The sequence below is a fragment of the Chromobacterium sp. LK1 genome (assembly GCF_001043555.1).
Lineage (GTDB): Bacteria > Pseudomonadota > Gammaproteobacteria > Burkholderiales > Chromobacteriaceae > Chromobacterium > Chromobacterium aquaticum.
In genome coordinates this window covers 1-16,604 of the sequence record NZ_LDUI01000027.1, presented here as the reverse complement: position 1 = coordinate 16,604, position 16,604 = coordinate 1, and the positions used below count along the sequence as shown (strand labels likewise).

General features: G+C 63.9%; 21 protein-coding genes, 1 rRNA gene and 1 riboswitch. Of the genes, 17 read left to right on the top strand and 5 right to left on the bottom strand.

Annotation, left to right across the window (positions count from 1 at the left end; genetic code table 11):
- The first annotated feature begins 41 nt into the window (after positions 1 to 41).
- The 7 genes from rrf to speB all read left to right on the top strand — a co-directional run bounded on the left by rrf (position 42) and on the right by speB (position 5,420).
- Positions 42 to 156, top strand: a 5S ribosomal RNA gene (rrf, locus tag VI26_RS12065).
- 225 nt (positions 157 to 381) lie between these two features.
- Positions 382 to 882, top strand: a complete 501-nt coding sequence (rfaE2, locus tag VI26_RS12060) for a D-glycero-beta-D-manno-heptose 1-phosphate adenylyltransferase (protein ID WP_048410001.1) — start codon at positions 382 to 384, stop codon at positions 880 to 882.
- Complete coding sequence (locus VI26_RS12055; protein ID WP_048410000.1) at positions 879 to 1,844, top strand: biotin--[acetyl-CoA-carboxylase] ligase; 966 nt, start codon at positions 879 to 881, stop codon at positions 1,842 to 1,844. Before rfaE2 ends, VI26_RS12055 begins: the two co-directional genes overlap by 4 nt.
- Positions 1,841 to 2,557 carry a type III pantothenate kinase gene (locus tag VI26_RS12050; RefSeq protein WP_048409999.1) on the top strand — a complete coding sequence of 239 codons (717 nt, stop codon included), beginning with the start codon at positions 1,841 to 1,843 and terminating at the stop codon, positions 2,555 to 2,557. The genes VI26_RS12055 and VI26_RS12050 overlap by 4 nt, the downstream gene beginning before the upstream one ends.
- Positions 2,554 to 3,378 carry an SPOR domain-containing protein gene (locus VI26_RS12045; protein WP_048409998.1) on the top strand — a complete coding sequence of 275 codons (825 nt, stop codon included), beginning with the start codon at positions 2,554 to 2,556 and terminating at the stop codon, positions 3,376 to 3,378. Before VI26_RS12050 ends, VI26_RS12045 begins: the two co-directional genes overlap by 4 nt.
- A gap of 227 nt (positions 3,379 to 3,605) precedes the next feature.
- Positions 3,606 to 4,304: a YoaK family protein gene (locus VI26_RS12040; RefSeq protein WP_231461071.1), complete on the top strand. Its 699-nt coding sequence runs from the start codon at positions 3,606 to 3,608 to the stop codon at positions 4,302 to 4,304.
- Between the two features lie 150 nt (positions 4,305 to 4,454).
- Positions 4,455 to 5,420: an agmatinase gene (gene speB, locus VI26_RS12035; RefSeq protein WP_048409997.1), complete on the top strand. Its 966-nt coding sequence runs from the start codon at positions 4,455 to 4,457 to the stop codon at positions 5,418 to 5,420.
- Positions 5,421 to 5,451: 31 nt separating this feature from the next.
- Here speB and VI26_RS12030 read toward each other — a convergent pair whose 3' ends face one another.
- The 4 genes from VI26_RS12030 to cobT form a co-directional block, all read right to left on the bottom strand.
- Positions 5,452 to 5,916: a GNAT family N-acetyltransferase gene (locus VI26_RS12030; protein WP_048409996.1), complete on the bottom strand. Its 465-nt coding sequence runs from the start codon at positions 5,914 to 5,916 to the stop codon at positions 5,452 to 5,454.
- 89 nt (positions 5,917 to 6,005) lie between these two features.
- Entirely contained in the window at positions 6,006 to 6,734 is a 729-nt protein-coding gene (locus VI26_RS12025) for an adenosylcobinamide-GDP ribazoletransferase (protein ID WP_048409995.1), read from the bottom strand.
- Entirely contained in the window at positions 6,722 to 7,324 is a 603-nt protein-coding gene (locus tag VI26_RS12020; RefSeq protein WP_048409994.1) for a histidine phosphatase family protein, read from the bottom strand. Before VI26_RS12020 ends, VI26_RS12025 begins: the two co-directional genes overlap by 13 nt.
- A complete protein-coding gene (gene cobT, locus VI26_RS12015) occupies positions 7,321 to 8,364 on the bottom strand; it encodes a nicotinate-nucleotide--dimethylbenzimidazole phosphoribosyltransferase (protein WP_048409993.1) in 1,044 nt (347 codons plus the stop codon). Before cobT ends, VI26_RS12020 begins: the two co-directional genes overlap by 4 nt.
- Positions 8,365 to 8,513: 149 nt before the next feature.
- Positions 8,514 to 8,763, top strand: a riboswitch (cobalamin riboswitch).
- 178 nt (positions 8,764 to 8,941) lie between these two features.
- Here cobT and VI26_RS12010 point away from each other — a divergent pair.
- The 7 genes from VI26_RS12010 to VI26_RS11980 all read left to right on the top strand — a co-directional run bounded on the left by VI26_RS12010 (position 8,942) and on the right by VI26_RS11980 (position 14,017).
- On the top strand, positions 8,942 to 10,885 hold the full coding sequence (locus VI26_RS12010; protein WP_048409992.1) for a TonB-dependent receptor: 1,944 nt from the start codon (positions 8,942 to 8,944) through the stop codon (positions 10,883 to 10,885).
- Between the two features lie 3 nt (positions 10,886 to 10,888).
- Positions 10,889 to 11,422 carry a bifunctional adenosylcobinamide kinase/adenosylcobinamide-phosphate guanylyltransferase gene (gene cobU / locus VI26_RS12005; RefSeq protein ID WP_048409991.1) on the top strand — a complete coding sequence of 178 codons (534 nt, stop codon included), beginning with the start codon at positions 10,889 to 10,891 and terminating at the stop codon, positions 11,420 to 11,422.
- On the top strand, positions 11,419 to 12,291 hold the full coding sequence (locus VI26_RS12000; RefSeq protein WP_048409990.1) for a cobalamin-binding protein: 873 nt from the start codon (positions 11,419 to 11,421) through the stop codon (positions 12,289 to 12,291). Before cobU ends, VI26_RS12000 begins: the two co-directional genes overlap by 4 nt.
- Positions 12,292 to 12,312: 21 nt before the next feature.
- A complete protein-coding gene (locus tag VI26_RS11995; RefSeq protein ID WP_048409989.1) occupies positions 12,313 to 12,522 on the top strand; it encodes a hypothetical protein in 210 nt (69 codons plus the stop codon).
- Positions 12,519 to 12,830, top strand: coding sequence for a cell division protein ZapA (locus VI26_RS11990; RefSeq protein WP_019101793.1), 312 nt, complete (start codon positions 12,519 to 12,521; stop codon positions 12,828 to 12,830). Before VI26_RS11995 ends, VI26_RS11990 begins: the two co-directional genes overlap by 4 nt.
- Before the next feature lie 273 nt (positions 12,831 to 13,103).
- Positions 13,104 to 13,694, top strand: coding sequence for a 5-formyltetrahydrofolate cyclo-ligase (locus VI26_RS11985; RefSeq protein ID WP_048409988.1), 591 nt, complete (start codon positions 13,104 to 13,106; stop codon positions 13,692 to 13,694).
- Positions 13,685 to 14,017, top strand: a complete 333-nt coding sequence (locus VI26_RS11980) for a DUF1294 domain-containing protein (protein WP_048409987.1) — start codon at positions 13,685 to 13,687, stop codon at positions 14,015 to 14,017. The genes VI26_RS11985 and VI26_RS11980 overlap by 10 nt, the downstream gene beginning before the upstream one ends.
- Before the next feature lie 12 nt (positions 14,018 to 14,029).
- Here VI26_RS11980 and VI26_RS24810 read toward each other — a convergent pair whose 3' ends face one another.
- Entirely contained in the window at positions 14,030 to 14,203 is a 174-nt protein-coding gene (locus tag VI26_RS24810; protein ID WP_197081449.1) for a hypothetical protein, read from the bottom strand.
- A gap of 138 nt (positions 14,204 to 14,341) precedes the next feature.
- Here VI26_RS24810 and VI26_RS11970 point away from each other — a divergent pair, with 138 nt between their 5' ends.
- The 3 genes from VI26_RS11970 to pip are packed head-to-tail and all read left to right on the top strand — an operon-like array spanning position 14,342 to position 16,590.
- Positions 14,342 to 14,806, top strand: coding sequence for an EVE domain-containing protein (locus VI26_RS11970; protein ID WP_048409985.1), 465 nt, complete (start codon positions 14,342 to 14,344; stop codon positions 14,804 to 14,806).
- Positions 14,800 to 15,609 carry a sulfite exporter TauE/SafE family protein gene (locus tag VI26_RS11965; RefSeq protein ID WP_048409984.1) on the top strand — a complete coding sequence of 270 codons (810 nt, stop codon included), beginning with the start codon at positions 14,800 to 14,802 and terminating at the stop codon, positions 15,607 to 15,609. Before VI26_RS11970 ends, VI26_RS11965 begins: the two co-directional genes overlap by 7 nt.
- Positions 15,610 to 15,636: 27 nt before the next feature.
- Positions 15,637 to 16,590 carry a prolyl aminopeptidase gene (pip, locus tag VI26_RS11960; RefSeq protein WP_048409983.1) on the top strand — a complete coding sequence of 318 codons (954 nt, stop codon included), beginning with the start codon at positions 15,637 to 15,639 and terminating at the stop codon, positions 16,588 to 16,590.
- Positions 16,591 to 16,604: the final 14 nt, after the last annotated feature.

Here is a 16,604-nt window from a genome sequence, read left to right as displayed (position 1 = left end):
GAGTATCAACCTAGGCTTCTTCAAGTTTGTATCAGTTTATGTCTGGTGGCCATAGCGAGGTGGTCCCACGCCTTCCCATCCCGAACAGGACCGTGAAACGCCTTAGCGCCGATGATAGTGTGGCATTCGCCATGTGAAAGTAGGACACCGCCAGACGCCCCATTGCAAAGCCCAGCTCACACGAGCTGGGCTTTATGCATTGGCGCGGTGGAAACGCCGACACGGAAGCCTCCCCTCGGGGAGGCTTTGTTGCGTTCGGGGCGTCGGATCGCCGGTGCTTGCGGGCAAGGGCCGGGCGCTGTGGTATCCTTCGCAACTTGATGCCCGGGGCCGCTGCTGGTAGGCGGCGCCTGGGGCTATTGCCAAGTTTGAAGGAGTCCGATGTCTTATCCGACACCGTCGTTCGAAAATAAAATCTGTACCCAGGAACAACTGGCGGACAAGCTGGCGGCCTTGCCGCGGCCCATCGTGTTCACCAATGGTTGTTTCGATATCTTGCATCGCGGCCATGTGACCTATCTGGCGCAAGCGCGTGCCTTGGGCGCCAGCCTGGTGCTGGGCTTGAATACCGATGCGTCGGTACGTCGCCTGGGCAAGGGGGATGATCGCCCCATCAATCATCAGGATAACCGCGCGGCGGTATTGGCCGCTTTGGAAAGCGTCAGCCTGGTGATCTGTTTTGACGAAGACACTCCGGCGCAATTGATTGAGCAAGTGCGACCCGATGTATTGGTCAAGGGAGGCGACTGGACGCCGGACAAGATCGTCGGCAGCGCCGAAACCCTGGCGCGCGGTGGCGCGGTGCATTCCATTCCCTTTCTGTTCGATACGTCGACCACCGCCACCTTGCACAAGATACGGGCCAACGAGGCCAAGCAGTGAGCGAACACGCATTCGCCGTGCTGCGCCGTCTCGCCGATGGTCGTTTTCATTCCGGCGAAGACATCGCCAGAGAGTTGGATTGTTCCCGCACTCTGGTCTGGCAGGCGGTGCATTCCATTCAGCAGGATCTGGGCGTCACCGTGTTCAGCGTGCGTGGTCAGGGTTACCGGCTGGAAACACCGTTTCAGTGGCTGGATGTGGCGGATATCCGCAACGGTCTGGATGAGGCGGCGGCGGACACCTTCACACTGGCGGTGGCGGAGCGCACGGATTCCACCAATACCCAGTTGCTGGCGCGCGCCGCCAGCGGTGGCCTGCATGGCCTGGTGCTGGCGACGGAGTTGCAGACCTCGGGCCGTGGCCGGCTGGGTCGGCGTTGGCAGGCGCGTTTGGGGTCGGGCCTGACTTTCTCGCTGTTGTGGCGTTTCGAGCGTGGCCTGTCCCAACTGGCCGGCTTGTCGCTGGCGGTGGGGGTGGCCTTGGCGCGCGCGCTGCGCCGGCTTGGCGCTCCGGTGGCCTTGAAGTGGCCGAATGATGTGTTGTTGAACGAGCGCAAGTTGGCGGGCATTCTGATCGAATTGTCCGGCGACGCGCTCGGCCCCACGGCAGTGGTGATCGGCATCGGCATGAATGTGAGCGAGCCGGGCGATGTGGATCAGCCTGTGGCCTGTCTGGCGGATGCCGGCGTTCAGTTGACGCGCAGCGCGCTGCTGGCCGAATTGTTGAACGAATTGCATCTGGTGTTGGGCAATTTCGACCGCAATGGCTTTGTGCCGCTGCGCGAGGAGTGGATGGGTTTGTCGGCGCATCAGGATGCGCCGGTGTGCTTGCGTTTCTCCCATGGCGAGCCAGTGGAAGGCGTGGCGCGCGGCGTGGCCGACAGCGGCGCGCTGATGGTGGAGACCACGGAGGGCATGAAAATCTATCACGCCGGTGAAGTGAGCTTGAGGAAGCTGGCATGAAGCTGTTGATCGATGCCGGTAATAGCCGGGTCAAATGGGCGGTGCATGATGGCCGTGGCTGGCTGGCCCAGGGCGCGGTGGAGCACGGCGACATCGCCAGCCTGGCTGAAGTCTGGCGACAATGGCCGATCACGGCCGCCTGGGGCGCGTCGGTGGCGCGTGCCGATGTGGCGCGCGGCTTGGAAGCGGCCGCGCCCTGCCGATTGCAGTGGGTGCGGGCAGAGTCGGATTTTGGCGATGTGCGCAACCAATATCGTAATCCGGCCGAGCAGGGGGCGGATCGCTGGCTGGCGGTGTTGGCCGCGCGGCAGCTGCATCAGGACGATGTGATCGTCGCTTGTGCCGGGACCGCCTTGACCGTGGAGGCATTGACCGCCGAAGGCGATTATCTGGGCGGGCTGATTTTGCCCGGACTGAACCTGATGCTGAGCAGCCTGGCGCGCAATACCGCTAATCTGGACCGTCCCGCCGGCGTGGTGACGCCGTTTCCGCAGGGTACCGAGGATGCGCTGGCCAGTGGCGCGGTATACGCGCTGACCGGTGCGGTGGAGTCCCAGCGCAGGCAGTTGCAGATGCATACCGGCCGCGCTTCGGTGCGGGTGCTGTTGACCGGAGGTGATGCCGCGCGCTTGGCGCCTTGGCTCGCCGGGCCGGTCGAGATCGTGGATAATCTGGTGTTATTGGGTCTGTTAAGGGTGGCCGACGAAAAATGAAGTGGTTCCTAGCCTTGGTTGTGGTGCTGAATCTGCTGGTGGCGATGTATGGCTCGTTCAAGCAGCGTCCGCCGGTTGACGTGCGGGCGCAGGAAGTGAGCCCGGAGCTGGTCAAGTTGCTGCCCGTGAACTGGAAGCCGAATGCGGCTTCCGCGCCGGTCGCGTCCGCTCCGGCGGCGGAGCCGCTGCGCGAATCTTCCGCGCCCAAGGCTGACAAGCTTGTTGCCGCCAAGCCCAAGACGGCGGAAGCGTCGGCGCCTAAAGCATTGGCCAAGGTCGAGGCCAAGCCGGCCGCTGCCAAGCCGGAGCTCAAATCCGAGGCCAAGCCCGAGCCGGTGAAGGCTGCGGAAGCTGCCGCGGTCTGCCTGCAATGGGGGCCGCTGGACGACAAGTTGCTGTCCCGGGTCAAAGGCGGGGTGCCGCAGCTCAAGCTCAAGGCCGGCCAGCTGAGCGAAGCCAGCAAGGAAGAAGCCGCCGCTAGCGGTCGCTTCTGGGTGTATTACCCGCCACTGGCGACTCAGGCGGAAACCTCGACCCTGTCGTCGGAGCTGAAGGGCAAGGGCTTCGACAACTACATCGTCAAGAATGACGATTTCAAGGGCCATTTGTCGCTGGGGCTGTTTGGCAAGGAAGACGCGGCCAAGGCCTTGGCCGCGCGTTTGAAGGCGGCGGGCTACGACAAGGCGCTGGTGCAGCAGAAGGGGCAGAAGACGAGCAAGACCACGCTGAGCTTCAAGACGCTGGACGCGCAGCAGGCGGACAAGCTCAAGTCCCTGCAAAAGCGGCTGACGCCGGGAATCGGGCTGAAATCCTGCGCCTGAGGCCGGCTTCTTGATCTGACTGCTTGCCAGCCGCGGCGCGGAGATGCACTATCAGGCATCGCCCGCGCCAAGGGCGCAGGCGCAGTGTCTTCATTTCCCCGATGACGGCGGCCTCTGGTCGCCGTTGTTCATTTCGTCAGCAGGATATGTTCAGAAGAACCAGCATCACCCGGCTATTGGACCGGGGCCGCTTCAATGACCGCATTTTGCGGCAGTTGGGGTGGTCAATGGCCTTTATCGCAGGCGCGCTCAATGCCGGCGGCTTTCTCGCCGTGCATCGCTACACCTCGCATATGTCCGGCATCATCTCCGGCATGGCCGACGAGTTCGCGCTGGGCGAGGTGACGCTGGGCCTGTCCCTGCTGGTGATGCTGCTGTGCTTTATCGCCGGTGCGATGCACAGTTCCTGGTTGATCCTGTGGGCGCGTCGGCAGCGGCTGCGCGGCGGCTACGGCGTATCGATGATGGAAGAGGCCGGCCTGTTGTTGTTGTTCGGCCTGCTGGGCGCCGGCTTGTCGCTGCACAAGGGCTTTTTCACTCCGCTGACGGTGATGCTGCTGTGTTTCATCATGGGCATGCACAATACCATCGTCACCAAGCTGTCCGGCGGGCTGTTGCGCAGTACCCACATGACCGGCATCGCCACCGACATTGGCATCGAACTGGCCAAGCTCAGCTACTACGGCCGGGAAAGCATGCCCAAGGTTAAGGATGTGCGCGCCAACCGGGCCAAATTGCGCACCTATCTGCTGATCCTGCTGTCGTTTTTCGGTGGTGGCGTGGTTGGCGCGCTGGGCTTCAAGCACATGGGATATAGCTTTACCCTGCCGCTGGCGCTGCTCTTGTTTCTGCTGGGCTTGAGGCCGGTCTGGTACGACGTGAGGCTGCGTTTCCGGCTGTGGCGCATCCAGCTGGAAAGCCATTGATTCGATTGGCTCTTGTGCGCCCGCGCGCATCGCGACAAACTCCGGGCTTACGCCCCAAGGGGGGCGGCAGCCTCAAGCCGTCGGCTGTGCAAGATGGACGGTAATCGTCGGAACGCCTGAGTCCGGCGTACTCTCTCACGGAGAGTATTCATGAGCGAAACCATTTACGGCGACGGCGCGATCCGCCGTCAGGGCTTGTACGGCTCCTCCATTGAAAACACCTATGCCGGCGTGCTGTCCTTCATGCGCCGCAACTACAGCCGAGACCTGAGCGGCGCAGACGTGGTGGTATCCGGCATTCCGCTGGATCTGTCCACCACCTTCCGCTCCGGCGCGCGGCTGGGTCCGCAGGCGATCCGCGCCGCCAGCGTACAGCTGGCCGAGCTGCCTCCCTTCCCCTGGGGCTTCAATCCCTTCGACGACCTGGCGGTGATCGACTATGGCGATTGCTGGTTCGACGCGCACAATCCGCTGACCATCAAGCCCTCCATCGTCGAGCACGCGCGCGTTATCCTGGCGTCCGGCGCCAAGATGCTGACCTTTGGCGGCGATCATTTCATCACCTACCCGCTGCTGATCGCGCACGCCGAGAAATACGGCAAGCCGCTGGCGCTGCTGCACTTCGACGCCCACTGCGACACCTGGCCGGACGACGAGCCGGACAGCCTGAACCACGGCACCATGTTCTACAAGGCGGTGAAGGATGGTCTGGTCGATCCCAAGAAGTCGGTGCAAGTGGGCATCCGCACCTGGAACGACGACTTCATGGGCATGAATGTGCTGGACGCGCCCTGGGTGCATGACAATGGCGTGGATGCTACCATCGCGCGCATCAAGGAAGTGATAGGGGATAGCCCGGTCTATCTGACCTTCGACATCGACTGTCTGGATCCGGCTTTCGCGCCTGGCACCGGCACCCCGGTTCCGGGCGGCCTCAGCAGCGCCCAGGCATTGAAGATCGTGCGCAATCTTGGCGATTTGAACATTGTCGGCATGGATGTGGTGGAAGTGGCGCCCGCTTACGATAACAGCGAAGTGACCGCCATCGCCGCCGCGCATCTGGCCTGTGACATGCTGTGCCTGATGCGCAACAAGAAGCTGGCCGGCACGTTTTAAATCGTTGCTGCCTGCAAGAACGCCGCTCTCATCAAGCAGCGTTTTTATTTGCGCGGAACCAGGACCAGGCGCGCGCCGGCAAGGCCGCCGGCTCGCGGCGCAGCTCCATATAGCGCTCGCCGTCGCGCAGTTCGGCGAAGCCCAGCCGGCGATAGAAGGGGCGCGCATCGCGCGATACCAGCAGAAAGCGCCGCAGCTGCTGTAGTTCGGGGTGGGCCAGCGCCGCGTCCATCAGCGCGCGGCCGACGCCGAGGCGGCGGGCCTCGGCCAGCACGAATACATCGGATAGATAGGCGAAGCTGACGTAGTCGGTGACGATGCGGGCAAAGCCCAACTGCCGCTGCCCGCGGTAGGCGCCGAACACCAGCGAGTGCGCGATGGCCTTGTCCAGCTGCGTCGGCGTCAAGCCTTGCGCCCAGTGGGTCTGGCTCAGGAAGCCCAGTATCATGCCGCGGTCCAGCCGGTCGCGTTCACAGCTGATTTCCAGGTGGGCCATGGCGGCTCCATGCGAAGACGACGCCGCCAGTATTCCCGCGTCGCATCACCGCCGGATGACGGAGAAATGGCGGAATCGTTGCAGTGCCGCTAGAAAGCCGGCCAGCGGACCACCAACAGCAGCATGAGGCCGATTTCGCACAACTCTATGCCCGCGCCCAGGCAGTCTCCGGTCATGCCGCCCAGCTTACGAAGCAGAAAGAAGCGCCAGGCCAGCGCCGCCAATGGCGCCAGCAACAATGTCGGAGCCAGCCAGGCGGACAGCGCCGCCAGCAGCACGGTGTTGACGGCCAGGCTGGGCCAGTGGCGGCGCCAGGCGAAGCGTTCGCCGCTGCCGGGCGCGATCGCCGGCAAGCTGGCCGACCAATACAGCGCGAAGCAACGGCACCAGGCGGGGATCAGCAACAGGCCCCAGGGCAGCGCCGGCTGCTTGGCCAGCAGCATCAGCAGCACCAGTTTGGAGGTAACGGCCAGGATCAGCGCCAGCGCGCCGAAGCTGCCTACATGAGGATCTTTCAGCACTTCGAAGAAACGCTCGCGCGAGCGGTGCGCGGCGCCCAGCGCGTCGGCCAGGTCGCCCAAGCCGTCCAGATGCAGGCCGCCGGTGACCCAGGTCCACATCAGCAGCGCCAGCAGCGCGGCCAGCCAGGGATCGCTGCCGCGGCCCAGCGCCAGCGCCGCCAGCAACAGCGCGCCGACGATCAAGCCCACCGCGGCGAACCAGCGCGCGCTGTCGGCTAGCCATTCCGGCTTGAATTCGCGCAACTGCGGCGTGGGCAGGCGGGTCAGGAACTGCAGCGCCAGGATCAATCCGCGCACGGCGCCTCCAAACGCATCAGGTAGGCCGGATGCCCTTCCAGGATGGATAGTTGGGCAAAGCCGCCGCGTTGCACCGTCATCAGCTTGGCCACCGAGAAATCGGTGCCCAGCAGTTCCGCCAGCAAGGTGGTGATCACGCCTCCGTGGGTGACCAGCACCCGGTGGCTGCCGCTGGCCGTGGTCATCCACTCGGCCAGGCCGGCCAATACCCGGGTGCGGAAGCCTTGATAGGCTTCGCCGCCCGGCGGCGTCAGTTCTCCGGCTGCCAGCTTGGCGCGCCAGTCCGGGTAATGCTGCGCCAGCACCTGCACCGCCATGCCGTCCCAATCGCCAAAGTCCATCTCGGCGAAGCGCGGGTCCACCTTCAGTGTCAGCGAGCCGTGCAAGGCATGCTGCACCGCGAACTCTCGGCAGCGCTGCAAGGGCGAACTGGCGATCGCGGTGACTGGGGCCAGCGAGCAAATGCGCTGCCAACTCTGCGCCATCTGCGCTTGCCCCAAGGCGTTCAGCGGCAGATCGCCGCTGCCTATCAGCCGGCCGGCATGGTCGATCTCCCCATGGCGCAGCAGTGTGAGCGTATACGGGTTCATTCCGCCTTACCGGTGACGCCGGCCTCGGCGAAGGTCGCCATCTCATTGTGCAGGTGGATGGCCATCTGCAGCAGCGGCACGCACAGCGCGGCGCCGGAGCCTTCGCCCAGGTGCATGCCCAGGTCCAGCACCGGTTCCAGCTTCAAGGCGTGCAAGGCCAGCAAGTGACCGGTTTCCTCCGAGCGGTGGCTGGCCAGCAGCCAATCGCCCAGCCGCGGCTCCAGCGCATGGGCGCACAGCGCGGCGGCGCTGGAAATGAAACCGTCCACCAGCACCGGCACGCCGTGCTGGGCGCTCTCCAGATAAAAGCCGGCCATGGCGGCGATTTCCAGGCCGCCCAGCTCGGTCAGCGTTTCCAGCGCCGACAGTTGACGCTCGGCGACGCGGGCCAGCGCGGTGCGCACCACCCGGCGTTTGATTTCCAGTCCGGCCTCGTCCAGCCCTGTGCCGCGGCCGACAATGCGTTCCGGCGGCAATTGGGCCAGTCGGCAGATCAGCGCCGCGGACGCGGTGGTATTGCCTATGCCCATGTCGCCGGCGATCAGCAGGTTGGCGCCGCTGGCCAGAGCCCGGCGCGCGGCCTGCCGGCCCACTTCCAGCGCGGCTTCGGCCTGTGCCGGCGTCATCGCGGCCTCCCTGGCCAGATTACCGGTGCCGGCCCGCACTTTGGCATGGACGATGGGCAGCGCCGAGACATCGCTGAGCACGCCGGCGTCCACCACCTCCAGCCGCGCGCCCAGGCTTTGCGCCAGCACGCAGATGGCGGCACCGCCGTTGGCGAAGTTGCGCACCATCTCGCCGGTCACCACCGAGGGATAGGCGGAAACGCCTTCGGCGGTGACGCCATGGTCGCCGGCGAAAACCGTGATCGCCGGCCGCAGCGCGTCCGGGCAGGTCTTGCCCTGCCAGGCGGCGAAGCGGCAGGCCAGCTCCTCCAGCCGGCCGAGGCTGCCGGCCGGCTTGGTCAGCGTGGCCTGGCGCGCGCGGGCGGCCTGGTAGGCGGCGGAATCGGGAGAGCGGAAGGTGTCGGTCTGTGTCATGAGGTGGCCAGCTCCAGCCTGAATGAGGTTTTGATACAGCGGCGACTTTAAGCGATAGCCCGGCACGGGGGCAACCCGCGTGCCGTGGGTGATTTGATCCTAACTAAACATATTTCTTTTGGCGCCATTCCGCCGGGATGGACTCCGGTATAATCCGGAGCCTAGCAGGTGTCCGCGTCTCAATGGCGTGGATGAAACGGGAAGCCGGTGCAAGACCGGCGCTGCCCCCGCAACGGTAAGGCCTGACGTGTGAAGCTGTTTGATTGAGCCGTGCTTGATTGGCGAATCATTGAAGCAGCGCGAAACGTCCTGGCGATGCAAGCGCCACTGTCCATTGGATGGGAAGGCGCATCGCCGCATGGCTGAGCCCGGAGACCGGCCTGCCGACGCGCGCTCCCACGCAGGATGACGCGCGCGTTCAGGGCCGCCCGGAAGGCGGCCGCACTGGAGTATCGCGGGGAGGCGATCCGACAGACGGCCCGGCGCTCTGCCGCGGCGTCCCCCTTTTCATGCCTTCTTCGCACTCTTCCTGAATATGCCGCCGCGGCGGCCAGATCATAAAAGTGGAGTGTGTTTCATGTTCAAGCCCCAACAATGCGCGCTGCTGGTTTCGCTGGCTTGCGCCGGCCAGGCCTATGCCGCCAATGTCCCCGAGTTTGCCGGTGATCCGGTGATTGTGACGGCGGGCCGCGTACCACAAAAGGTCGCAGATGTGCCGGCCAATGTTACGGTGGTGACTAGCTCCGATATTGCCAATAGCACGGCTCGCACAGTGCAGGAGGTTCTATCTGAGTATGCTGGCATCCATGTTTTTAACAGCAGCGGTTCGAATGCTTCCTCTGTGGTAGATCTACGCGGGTTTGGGGTGACAGCTAGCAGCAATACGTTGATCTTGGTTGACGGGGTGCGCCAAAACACCAATGACCTGGCTGCGGTCAATCTTGGCTCTGTAGCGCTGGCAAGTATTGAACGAATCGAAATCGTTCGTGGTGTGGGTGGAGTGGCTTACGGTGGGGGCGCCACCGGGGGGGTAATCAATATTATCACCCGATCAGGGGTAGGGCAGGGCCTGAGTGGCCGTGTAACTCTGACTGGTGGGAGCTATGATCTGCAGCAATTGGATGCCAATCTGCAGGCTGCCAACCAGTTTGTTGCTTTTGATGGTTATGTTCAGTCGCTGAAAGCGGACAATTACCGACAAAATAATGCTGAGCGTAACGACAATGGCGGCGTTACGCTGACGTTGAAGCGCGCCAGTGGCGATATCAAGCTGTTTGCGAAAACGGCGAGCCAGGGACTGCGTCTGCCGGGATATTTACTGGCTAATTCAAGCAAGGGTTTGGATCCCTTGGCAAATAATCCAACGGCTACGACCAACCCTGGCGATTACATGACGTTGCAGACCACGAGTGGTGGGGTTTCTTTGAGCCAGGAATTGAGCAAGGGAACGGTATATGTCGATATCGCGAGACGTAATAAGGAAAGTTTTGCCTACTACGCCGCGTATAGCTACTCGGACAAGCGTGACCTTGGGGAAACTAGTGGCTCGGTACGTTACGTGTTGCCTGTGGGCCGGCATGAGTTGACAGCGGGAGCTGATTGGTTGAATGGAAATATGACGGTTCAGGGTGGCAGTACTGCTGCTCAGAAGCGTGTAGGCTACTTTCTGGAGGGCCAATTCAAACCGTGGGGAGATACCAGTATTTTGGTGGGCGGGCGTCAGCAGAAGGTTGACGATACCGTAACAAGCAATAATGGCGAACGGTTGTCAACAATTGATACGAGCTTGCATGCGTGGTCTTTGGGGATTAAGCAAAAATTGGACCCTGCATGGTCTGTTTATGCGCGAATGGGGCAAAGTTTCCGTCTTGGGAACGCAGATGAGGTTGTGTATACCAGTGGTGGACCGTTGGTGCCCCAACAGTCTCATGATAAAGAAATCGGTGTGGAGTGGAGCAATGAGGCTGCCTATGTCAAGGCTGCGGCTTTCAGGAATGATCTGAAGAATGAGATCGCTTTTCTTAAGCTTGTTGGAACATTTGGAGTAAATACTAATTTGCCAGAAACCCGTCATCAAGGGGTAGAACTGGAAGGTAAGCTCAAAGTGTCGCCATCTGTTGATCTCAATGCTAATTTGACTTGGACGCAAGCCACATTCCGATCGGGATTTGGGATTGCTGGCAATACCATTCCCATGGTGCCAAAGTTGACAGCTAATCTTGCCGGCAGTTGGAAAGTTACCGACAGTCATCGTTTAGCATTGGCTGCTCAGTATGTTTCTGAGCAGGTATATGACAATGATCAACAGAATATCTTCCCTGGAAAGTTACCGGCTTATACCTTGTTGAATGCAAAATATAACTATCGTTTCGACAAGAACGTGTCGGCGAGCTTCAGCGTCAACAATTTGCTGGACAAGCGCTATGCAAGTTATGCCAATGCTAATGCAAAGACCGGCGATATCGCCTTGTACCCATCTAATGGCCGCAACTTTCAGGCGGCTGTGACGTATCAGTTTTAAGCCATGCCCCACCTGATCAGCGGCGGCGCGCGCAGCGGCAAGAGCCGCCACGCCGAAACCTTGGCCTTGGCCCATCCCGGCCCGGTCTGCTATCTGGCCACGGCGGAGTTGCGCGGCGGCGACGGCGAGTTCGCCGCCCGCGTCGAGCACCATCGTCAGCGGCGTCCGGCCGAGTGGTCGCAAGTGGAGGCCGGCCGTGGGCTGGGGGCGGAGCTGCTGCGTCACGACGTGGCCGGCGGCCTGCTGCTGATCGACTGCCTGGGCATGTGGCTGATGCGCTTCTTCGACGAGGACGGCGGTTTCGACGCCGCCGGTTTCGAACAGGAACGCGCCGCGCTGCTGGCGGCATTGACCTGCGTCCAGGGCGAGGTGCTGCTGGTCAGCAATGAAATCGGCTGGGGCGTGGTGTCGGCCAATGCCCAGACCCGATGCTTCGTCGATGAGCTGGGGCGTTTGAACCAAGCGGTGGCGGCGGTCTGTCAGCGAGTGACGCTGGTGGCCTGCGGTTTGCCGCTGATATTGAAAGGCGAGGCATGAAACGGCTGTTGGCTTTGGCGTTGTTGCTGGGCGCGCTGCCGGCGATGGCGGCGGTCAGCGCCCAGGACGGCAGCGGCCAGACCATCACGTTGGCGCAGCCGGCGCAAAGGATTCTGACCCTGGTGCCGCACGCCACGGAAATGCTGTATGCGATAGGCGCCGGCGACAAGTTGGTGGCCACCGTCGAGTACAGCAATCACCCAGAGGCCGCCAAGCGTTTGCCGCGGGTAGGCAGCTTCACCGGTTTCAGCCTGGAAGCGGTGATGCGGCAGCGACCGGACCTGGTGGTGGCCTGGAGCGACGGCGGCGCGCCGCGTGAACTGGAGCGCGTGCGCAGCCTGGGCATCCCGGTTTATCTCAGTCACCCCTTGCAGCCGGACGATGTGGCCAAGGAAATGCTGGCGCTGGGGCGGCTGGCCGGCGTGGACGCCGCCGCCAGTAAGGCGGCGGCAAGTTACCGTCAGCGGCTGGCGGATCTGCGCCAGCGCTATGGCGCGCGCGCGCCGGTGCGGGTGTTCTACCAAGTCAGTCAGATGCCCATCTTCACCGTCAGCGATCAAAGCTTCATGGGGCCGCTGATCAGCCTGTGCGGTGGCGTCAATGTGTTTGGCGATGTCCGGCTGCCGGCGCCGCAAGTGTCCGCCGCCACCGTGGTGGCCACGCGGCCGCAGGCCATCCTGGCCGGCGATGAAGCCAGCCTGCGGAGCTGGCGGCGCTGGCCGGCCTTGCCGGCGGTGGCCGGCAACGCGCTGTTCGCCCTGCCGGGCGATGCCATGGTGGTGCCTGGCCCGCGGCTGGTGGACGGCGCCGCCGCGCTGTGTCTCGCGCTGGACACAGCACGGCAGCGGCTGGGTTTGACGGCCAAGTGAGCGCCGGCTATCCTCGCCGCCATGGACAAGGAACTGGAATATCTCGAGTCGCGGGTAACGGCGCTGGTGGCCCGCATTCGCGAGCTTGAAACGCAAAACGGCCGCTTTGCCGAAGCGCTGTCGGAAGCGCTGCGGGACAATGCGGAGTTGAACTTCAGAGTCAACGAAACCCGCGCGCGGGTGGCGGCTCTGGTCGAGAGGCTGCCCAAGGCATCGGAGGACGCGGAATGAGCGACGTGGCTCAGGTAGAAATCGAACTGCTGGGGCGTTCTTTCACCATCGGCACCCCGGCGGAAGAAAAGGAAACGCTGCAAGAGGCGGTGCGCCTGCTGGCCGGCAAGATCGAAATGATCCAGCAGCACGGCAAGGTGATGGACGCCGACAAGATCGCCATCATGGCCGCGCTGAACATCGCCCACGATTTGTTGAAGACAAAAGTGGGAGAGGGCTTGGAGATGGCGGCGTTTCAGCGTAAAATACGCAGCATGAGCGAAGCCGCCGACCAGGCGCTCCGCGAAAGTCAGCAAGCGCTGTTTTAAGCGCCGCTGGCGAACACCAAGGTCAGTACCCCCTGCGGTGTTTGTGAAGGCACACAATTCCTTTGTACCAATGCGTTCGCTTCAGGCTGCTAGCGTGAGTCATGGGCGTGTCGCGTCCCCTCTTGGAGACGCGCCCGAAGTGGCTGGCAGGCGGCCCTCCCTGGAAACAGGGTACAAGCGAATTTTGCCCGAACGACACTCGCGGGGGCTCCCGCTCCCGCCATGACCGCATCTCCCGCCGTTACCGCACCCCAGAACACTGATTCCTCGTACATGGACAAGCCCGCATTGCGTCGGCGGATTCGTTGCGCGCGCCAGGCCTTGAGCCACGACTACCGCCTGGACGCAATGCGCGCGATCGCCCGCCATGCGTCGCGGCTGCTCAAGCGCGGCAAGCGTGTTGGCGCCTATCTGGCCGCCGGCTCGGAGCTGGATCTGGAAATCCTGATGAGCGTCGCGCTGTGGCGCGGCGCGGAAGTGTATTTGCCGCAGATTCCGCGGCGCGGCCGCCGGCTGTGGTTCAGCCGCCTGGGCGCGGCGGACCGCTGGTATCTGCATCCGCGCTACCGGATCGCCGAATACGACGGCCCGGCGCTGCGCGCCGAACGGCTGGACGTGCTGCTCGTGCCGCTGCTGGCCATCGACGACGAGGGCTACCGTATGGGGCAGGGCGGCGGTTTTTACGATACCACGCTGGCTTTTCGTCAGCGCGCGCGCCAGTTTGGCAAACCCTTGCTGGTGGGCGTGGCCTACGACTGCCAACGCGTCGAGCGCGTGCCGCGCGAGCCTTGGGACATCCGGCTCGATTATCTATTGACCGAATCCGGCTTGCGCCGGCTGCCTTTGAGCCCCGCATGCCGCTAGCCATCGTCTTCCTGGCCGTTTTGCCGGTGCTGGCCCTGTTGGGGCGGCTGGAGTGGGTAGCGGTGTGGCTGTATCTGGCCCTGAGCCTGCTGTGCTTTGCGCTGTACTGGCGTGACAAGCGAGCGGCGCAGCGTGGCGGACCGCGCACGCCGGAGGCCCGGCTGCTGTGGCTCGGCCCCTTGTGCGGCTGGCCCGGCGGCTTGATCGCGCGCCGACTGTTCCGTCACAAGACCGTCAAGCAGCCGTTCCGCCTGCTGTTCTGGTGCGGCACGGCCGCGAACCTGGCCTTGCTGGGCGGCTGGCTGTATCTGCGAGCGATGTGAGCAGGCGCGACATCAACGCCAATCGTGGCGGCCGCCGTAGTAATAGCCGTAAACCGGCGTCACCACCACCGGGGCGGGTCTGATCACCACCGGACTCAGCGCCACCCTGGGCGGTTCCACGACGCAAGCGCTCAAGCCGGCGGCCAGCGCCAGGCCCAGCAGACATTGTTTGGCTCGGGTTTTCATGATCTTCATCCTTGTCCTTGGTGCGCGCATTTCGTCGCCATATCCCCTTGGGATGCCAATGTCAGCATAAGCGGCAATCTTTCCAGTAAGATTGAGCAAGCGTTAACTCTTTCCACCACTGATTAACAGACATTGCCCATGCGCTACTGGCTGATGAAGTCCGAACCGGACGATACCTCTATCGACGATCTCGCCGCCGAGCCCGAACGCCTGTTCGAGTGGACTGGCGTGCGCAATTACCAGGCGCGCAATTTCATGCGCGACGGCATGCAAGTGGGGGACCGGCTGCTGTTCTGGCACTCGTCCTGCCCGGAACCGGGCGTGGCCGGCCTGGCGGAAATCGCCGCCGCCGCGCATCCGGACTCCAGCCAGTTCGACCCGGAAAGCCCGTATTACGACCCCAAGTCCGCGTCCGACGCGCCGCGTTGGCTGGCGGTGGATGTACGCTTCCTGCGCAAGACCCGGCTGCTGTCTCCAGCCGAGTTGCGCCAGCACCCGCCGCTGGCTGAGATGACGGTGCTCAAGCGCGGCAACCGGCTGTCCATCACCCCGCTGAGCGAGGATGAATGGCGCTACATCACTGAACAGTTGCTGGCATGCTGAGCCTGCCCTTATTGCTGACGCTGCTGGCCTGCGGCGCGGTGGCCGGTTTTCTGGCCGGCCTGCTCGGCGTAGGCGGCGGTTTGGTCATCGTGCCGGTGGTGCTGGGGGTCTTGTCCGCCGCGCATTTGGGCGGCGACCATGCACAGCATCTGGCGGTGGGCACCTCGCTGGCGGTAATGGTGTTCACCAGCCTGTCCAGCGTGCGCGCGCATCACAAAAAGGGTGCGGTGGACTGGCGCATTGTGCGGGCGATGGCGCCGGCGATGGTGGTCGGCACCTTGCTGGGCAGCCTGATCGCCGGCGCGATCTCCGGGCTGGCGCTGAAATGGTTCTTCGTCGGCTACGCCTATCTGGTTGCGGTGCAGATGTTCTTCAACCTCCGGCCGCAAGCCAGCCGCGGAATGCCGGGCCAGGCCGGGCAGTGGGGCGCCGGCGGTGCGATCGGCATGATTTCCAGCTGGGTCGGCATCGGCGGCGGATCGATGAGCGTGCCCTATATGAGCTGGTGCAATGTGCCGGTGCATACCGCCATCGCCACCAGCGCGGCCTTGGGCTGGCCCATCGCCGTGTCCGGCGCCGTCGGCTATCTCTACAGCGGCTGGGGCGTGACCGGCTTGCCGGCCGGCTCCCTGGGCTTTATCTACCTGCCGGCGATGCTGGCGCTGATGCTGATGACGGTGCTGATGGCGCCGCTGGGCGCGCGCGCCGCGCACAAGCTGCCGGTGGCTCGTTTGAAGCAGGTGTTCGCCGCCTTGATGGCGACGATGGCGAGTGAGATGTTGTATAGCCTGCTGCGCGGTTAGGGAGTCGAACTTTATGATGGAGAGGCCATGCTGTATCCGCCGATAGAACCGTTTGCCAGCGGCATGCTGGCGCTCGACGGCTTACATACCATGTATTGGGAGCAGTGCGGCCAGCCGCAAGGCTATCCGCTGCTCTATCTGCACGGTGGGCCCGGCGACGGCTGCGTGCCGGCCTGCCGTCAGTTGTTCGACCCCGCCTTCTACCGCGCGGTCTTGTTCGACCAGCGCGGCAGCGGCCGCTCCTCGCCGCGCGGCGAGCTGCGCGACAACAGCACCGCCCACCTGGTGGTGGACATAGAACGGCTGCGCGAGCAGCTGGGCATCGAGCGCTGGCTGGTGTTCGGAGGCTCCTGGGGCAGCACGCTGGCGTTGGCTTACGCCCAGGCGCATCCGGAACGCGTCAGCGGCCTGATCCTGCGCGGCATCTTCCTGGGCGAGCGCCGCGAGATCGACTGGTTCCTGCACGGCATGGGCCAGTTTTTCCCGGAGGAGTGGCAGCGCTTCGTCGCGCCGATACCGGAAGCCGAGCGCGGCGACCTGCTGGCCGCCTACTATCGACGCCTGACCGACCCGGACCCGGCGGTGCATCTGCCGGCCTGCCGCGCCTGGGGCCGCTACGAGGGCGCTTGCGTCGCGCTGCGCCCCAATGCCGACGCCGCCGAACGCGCCGGCAGCGAATACGTGGCGCTGTCGCTGGCGCGGCTGGAGGCGCATTACTTCGTCAACCGCGTGTTTCTGCCGGAGGGCGCGCTGCTGGCCGGGCTGGCGCGCATTCGTCACATTCCCGCCGCCATCGTGCAAGGCCGTTACGACGTGGTCTGCCCGCCGGCCACCGCGCTGCGGCTGGCCCAGGCCTGGCCGCAAGCGCATTACGAACTGGTGGAAGCCGCCGGCCACTCTTTGTGGGAGCCGGGCATACTCGAGGCGCTGCTGCGGCAACTGGAGCGTTTCCGCGACGCGCACCTGGCCGGCCGGGTCTAAGAGCCTGTTCAAAG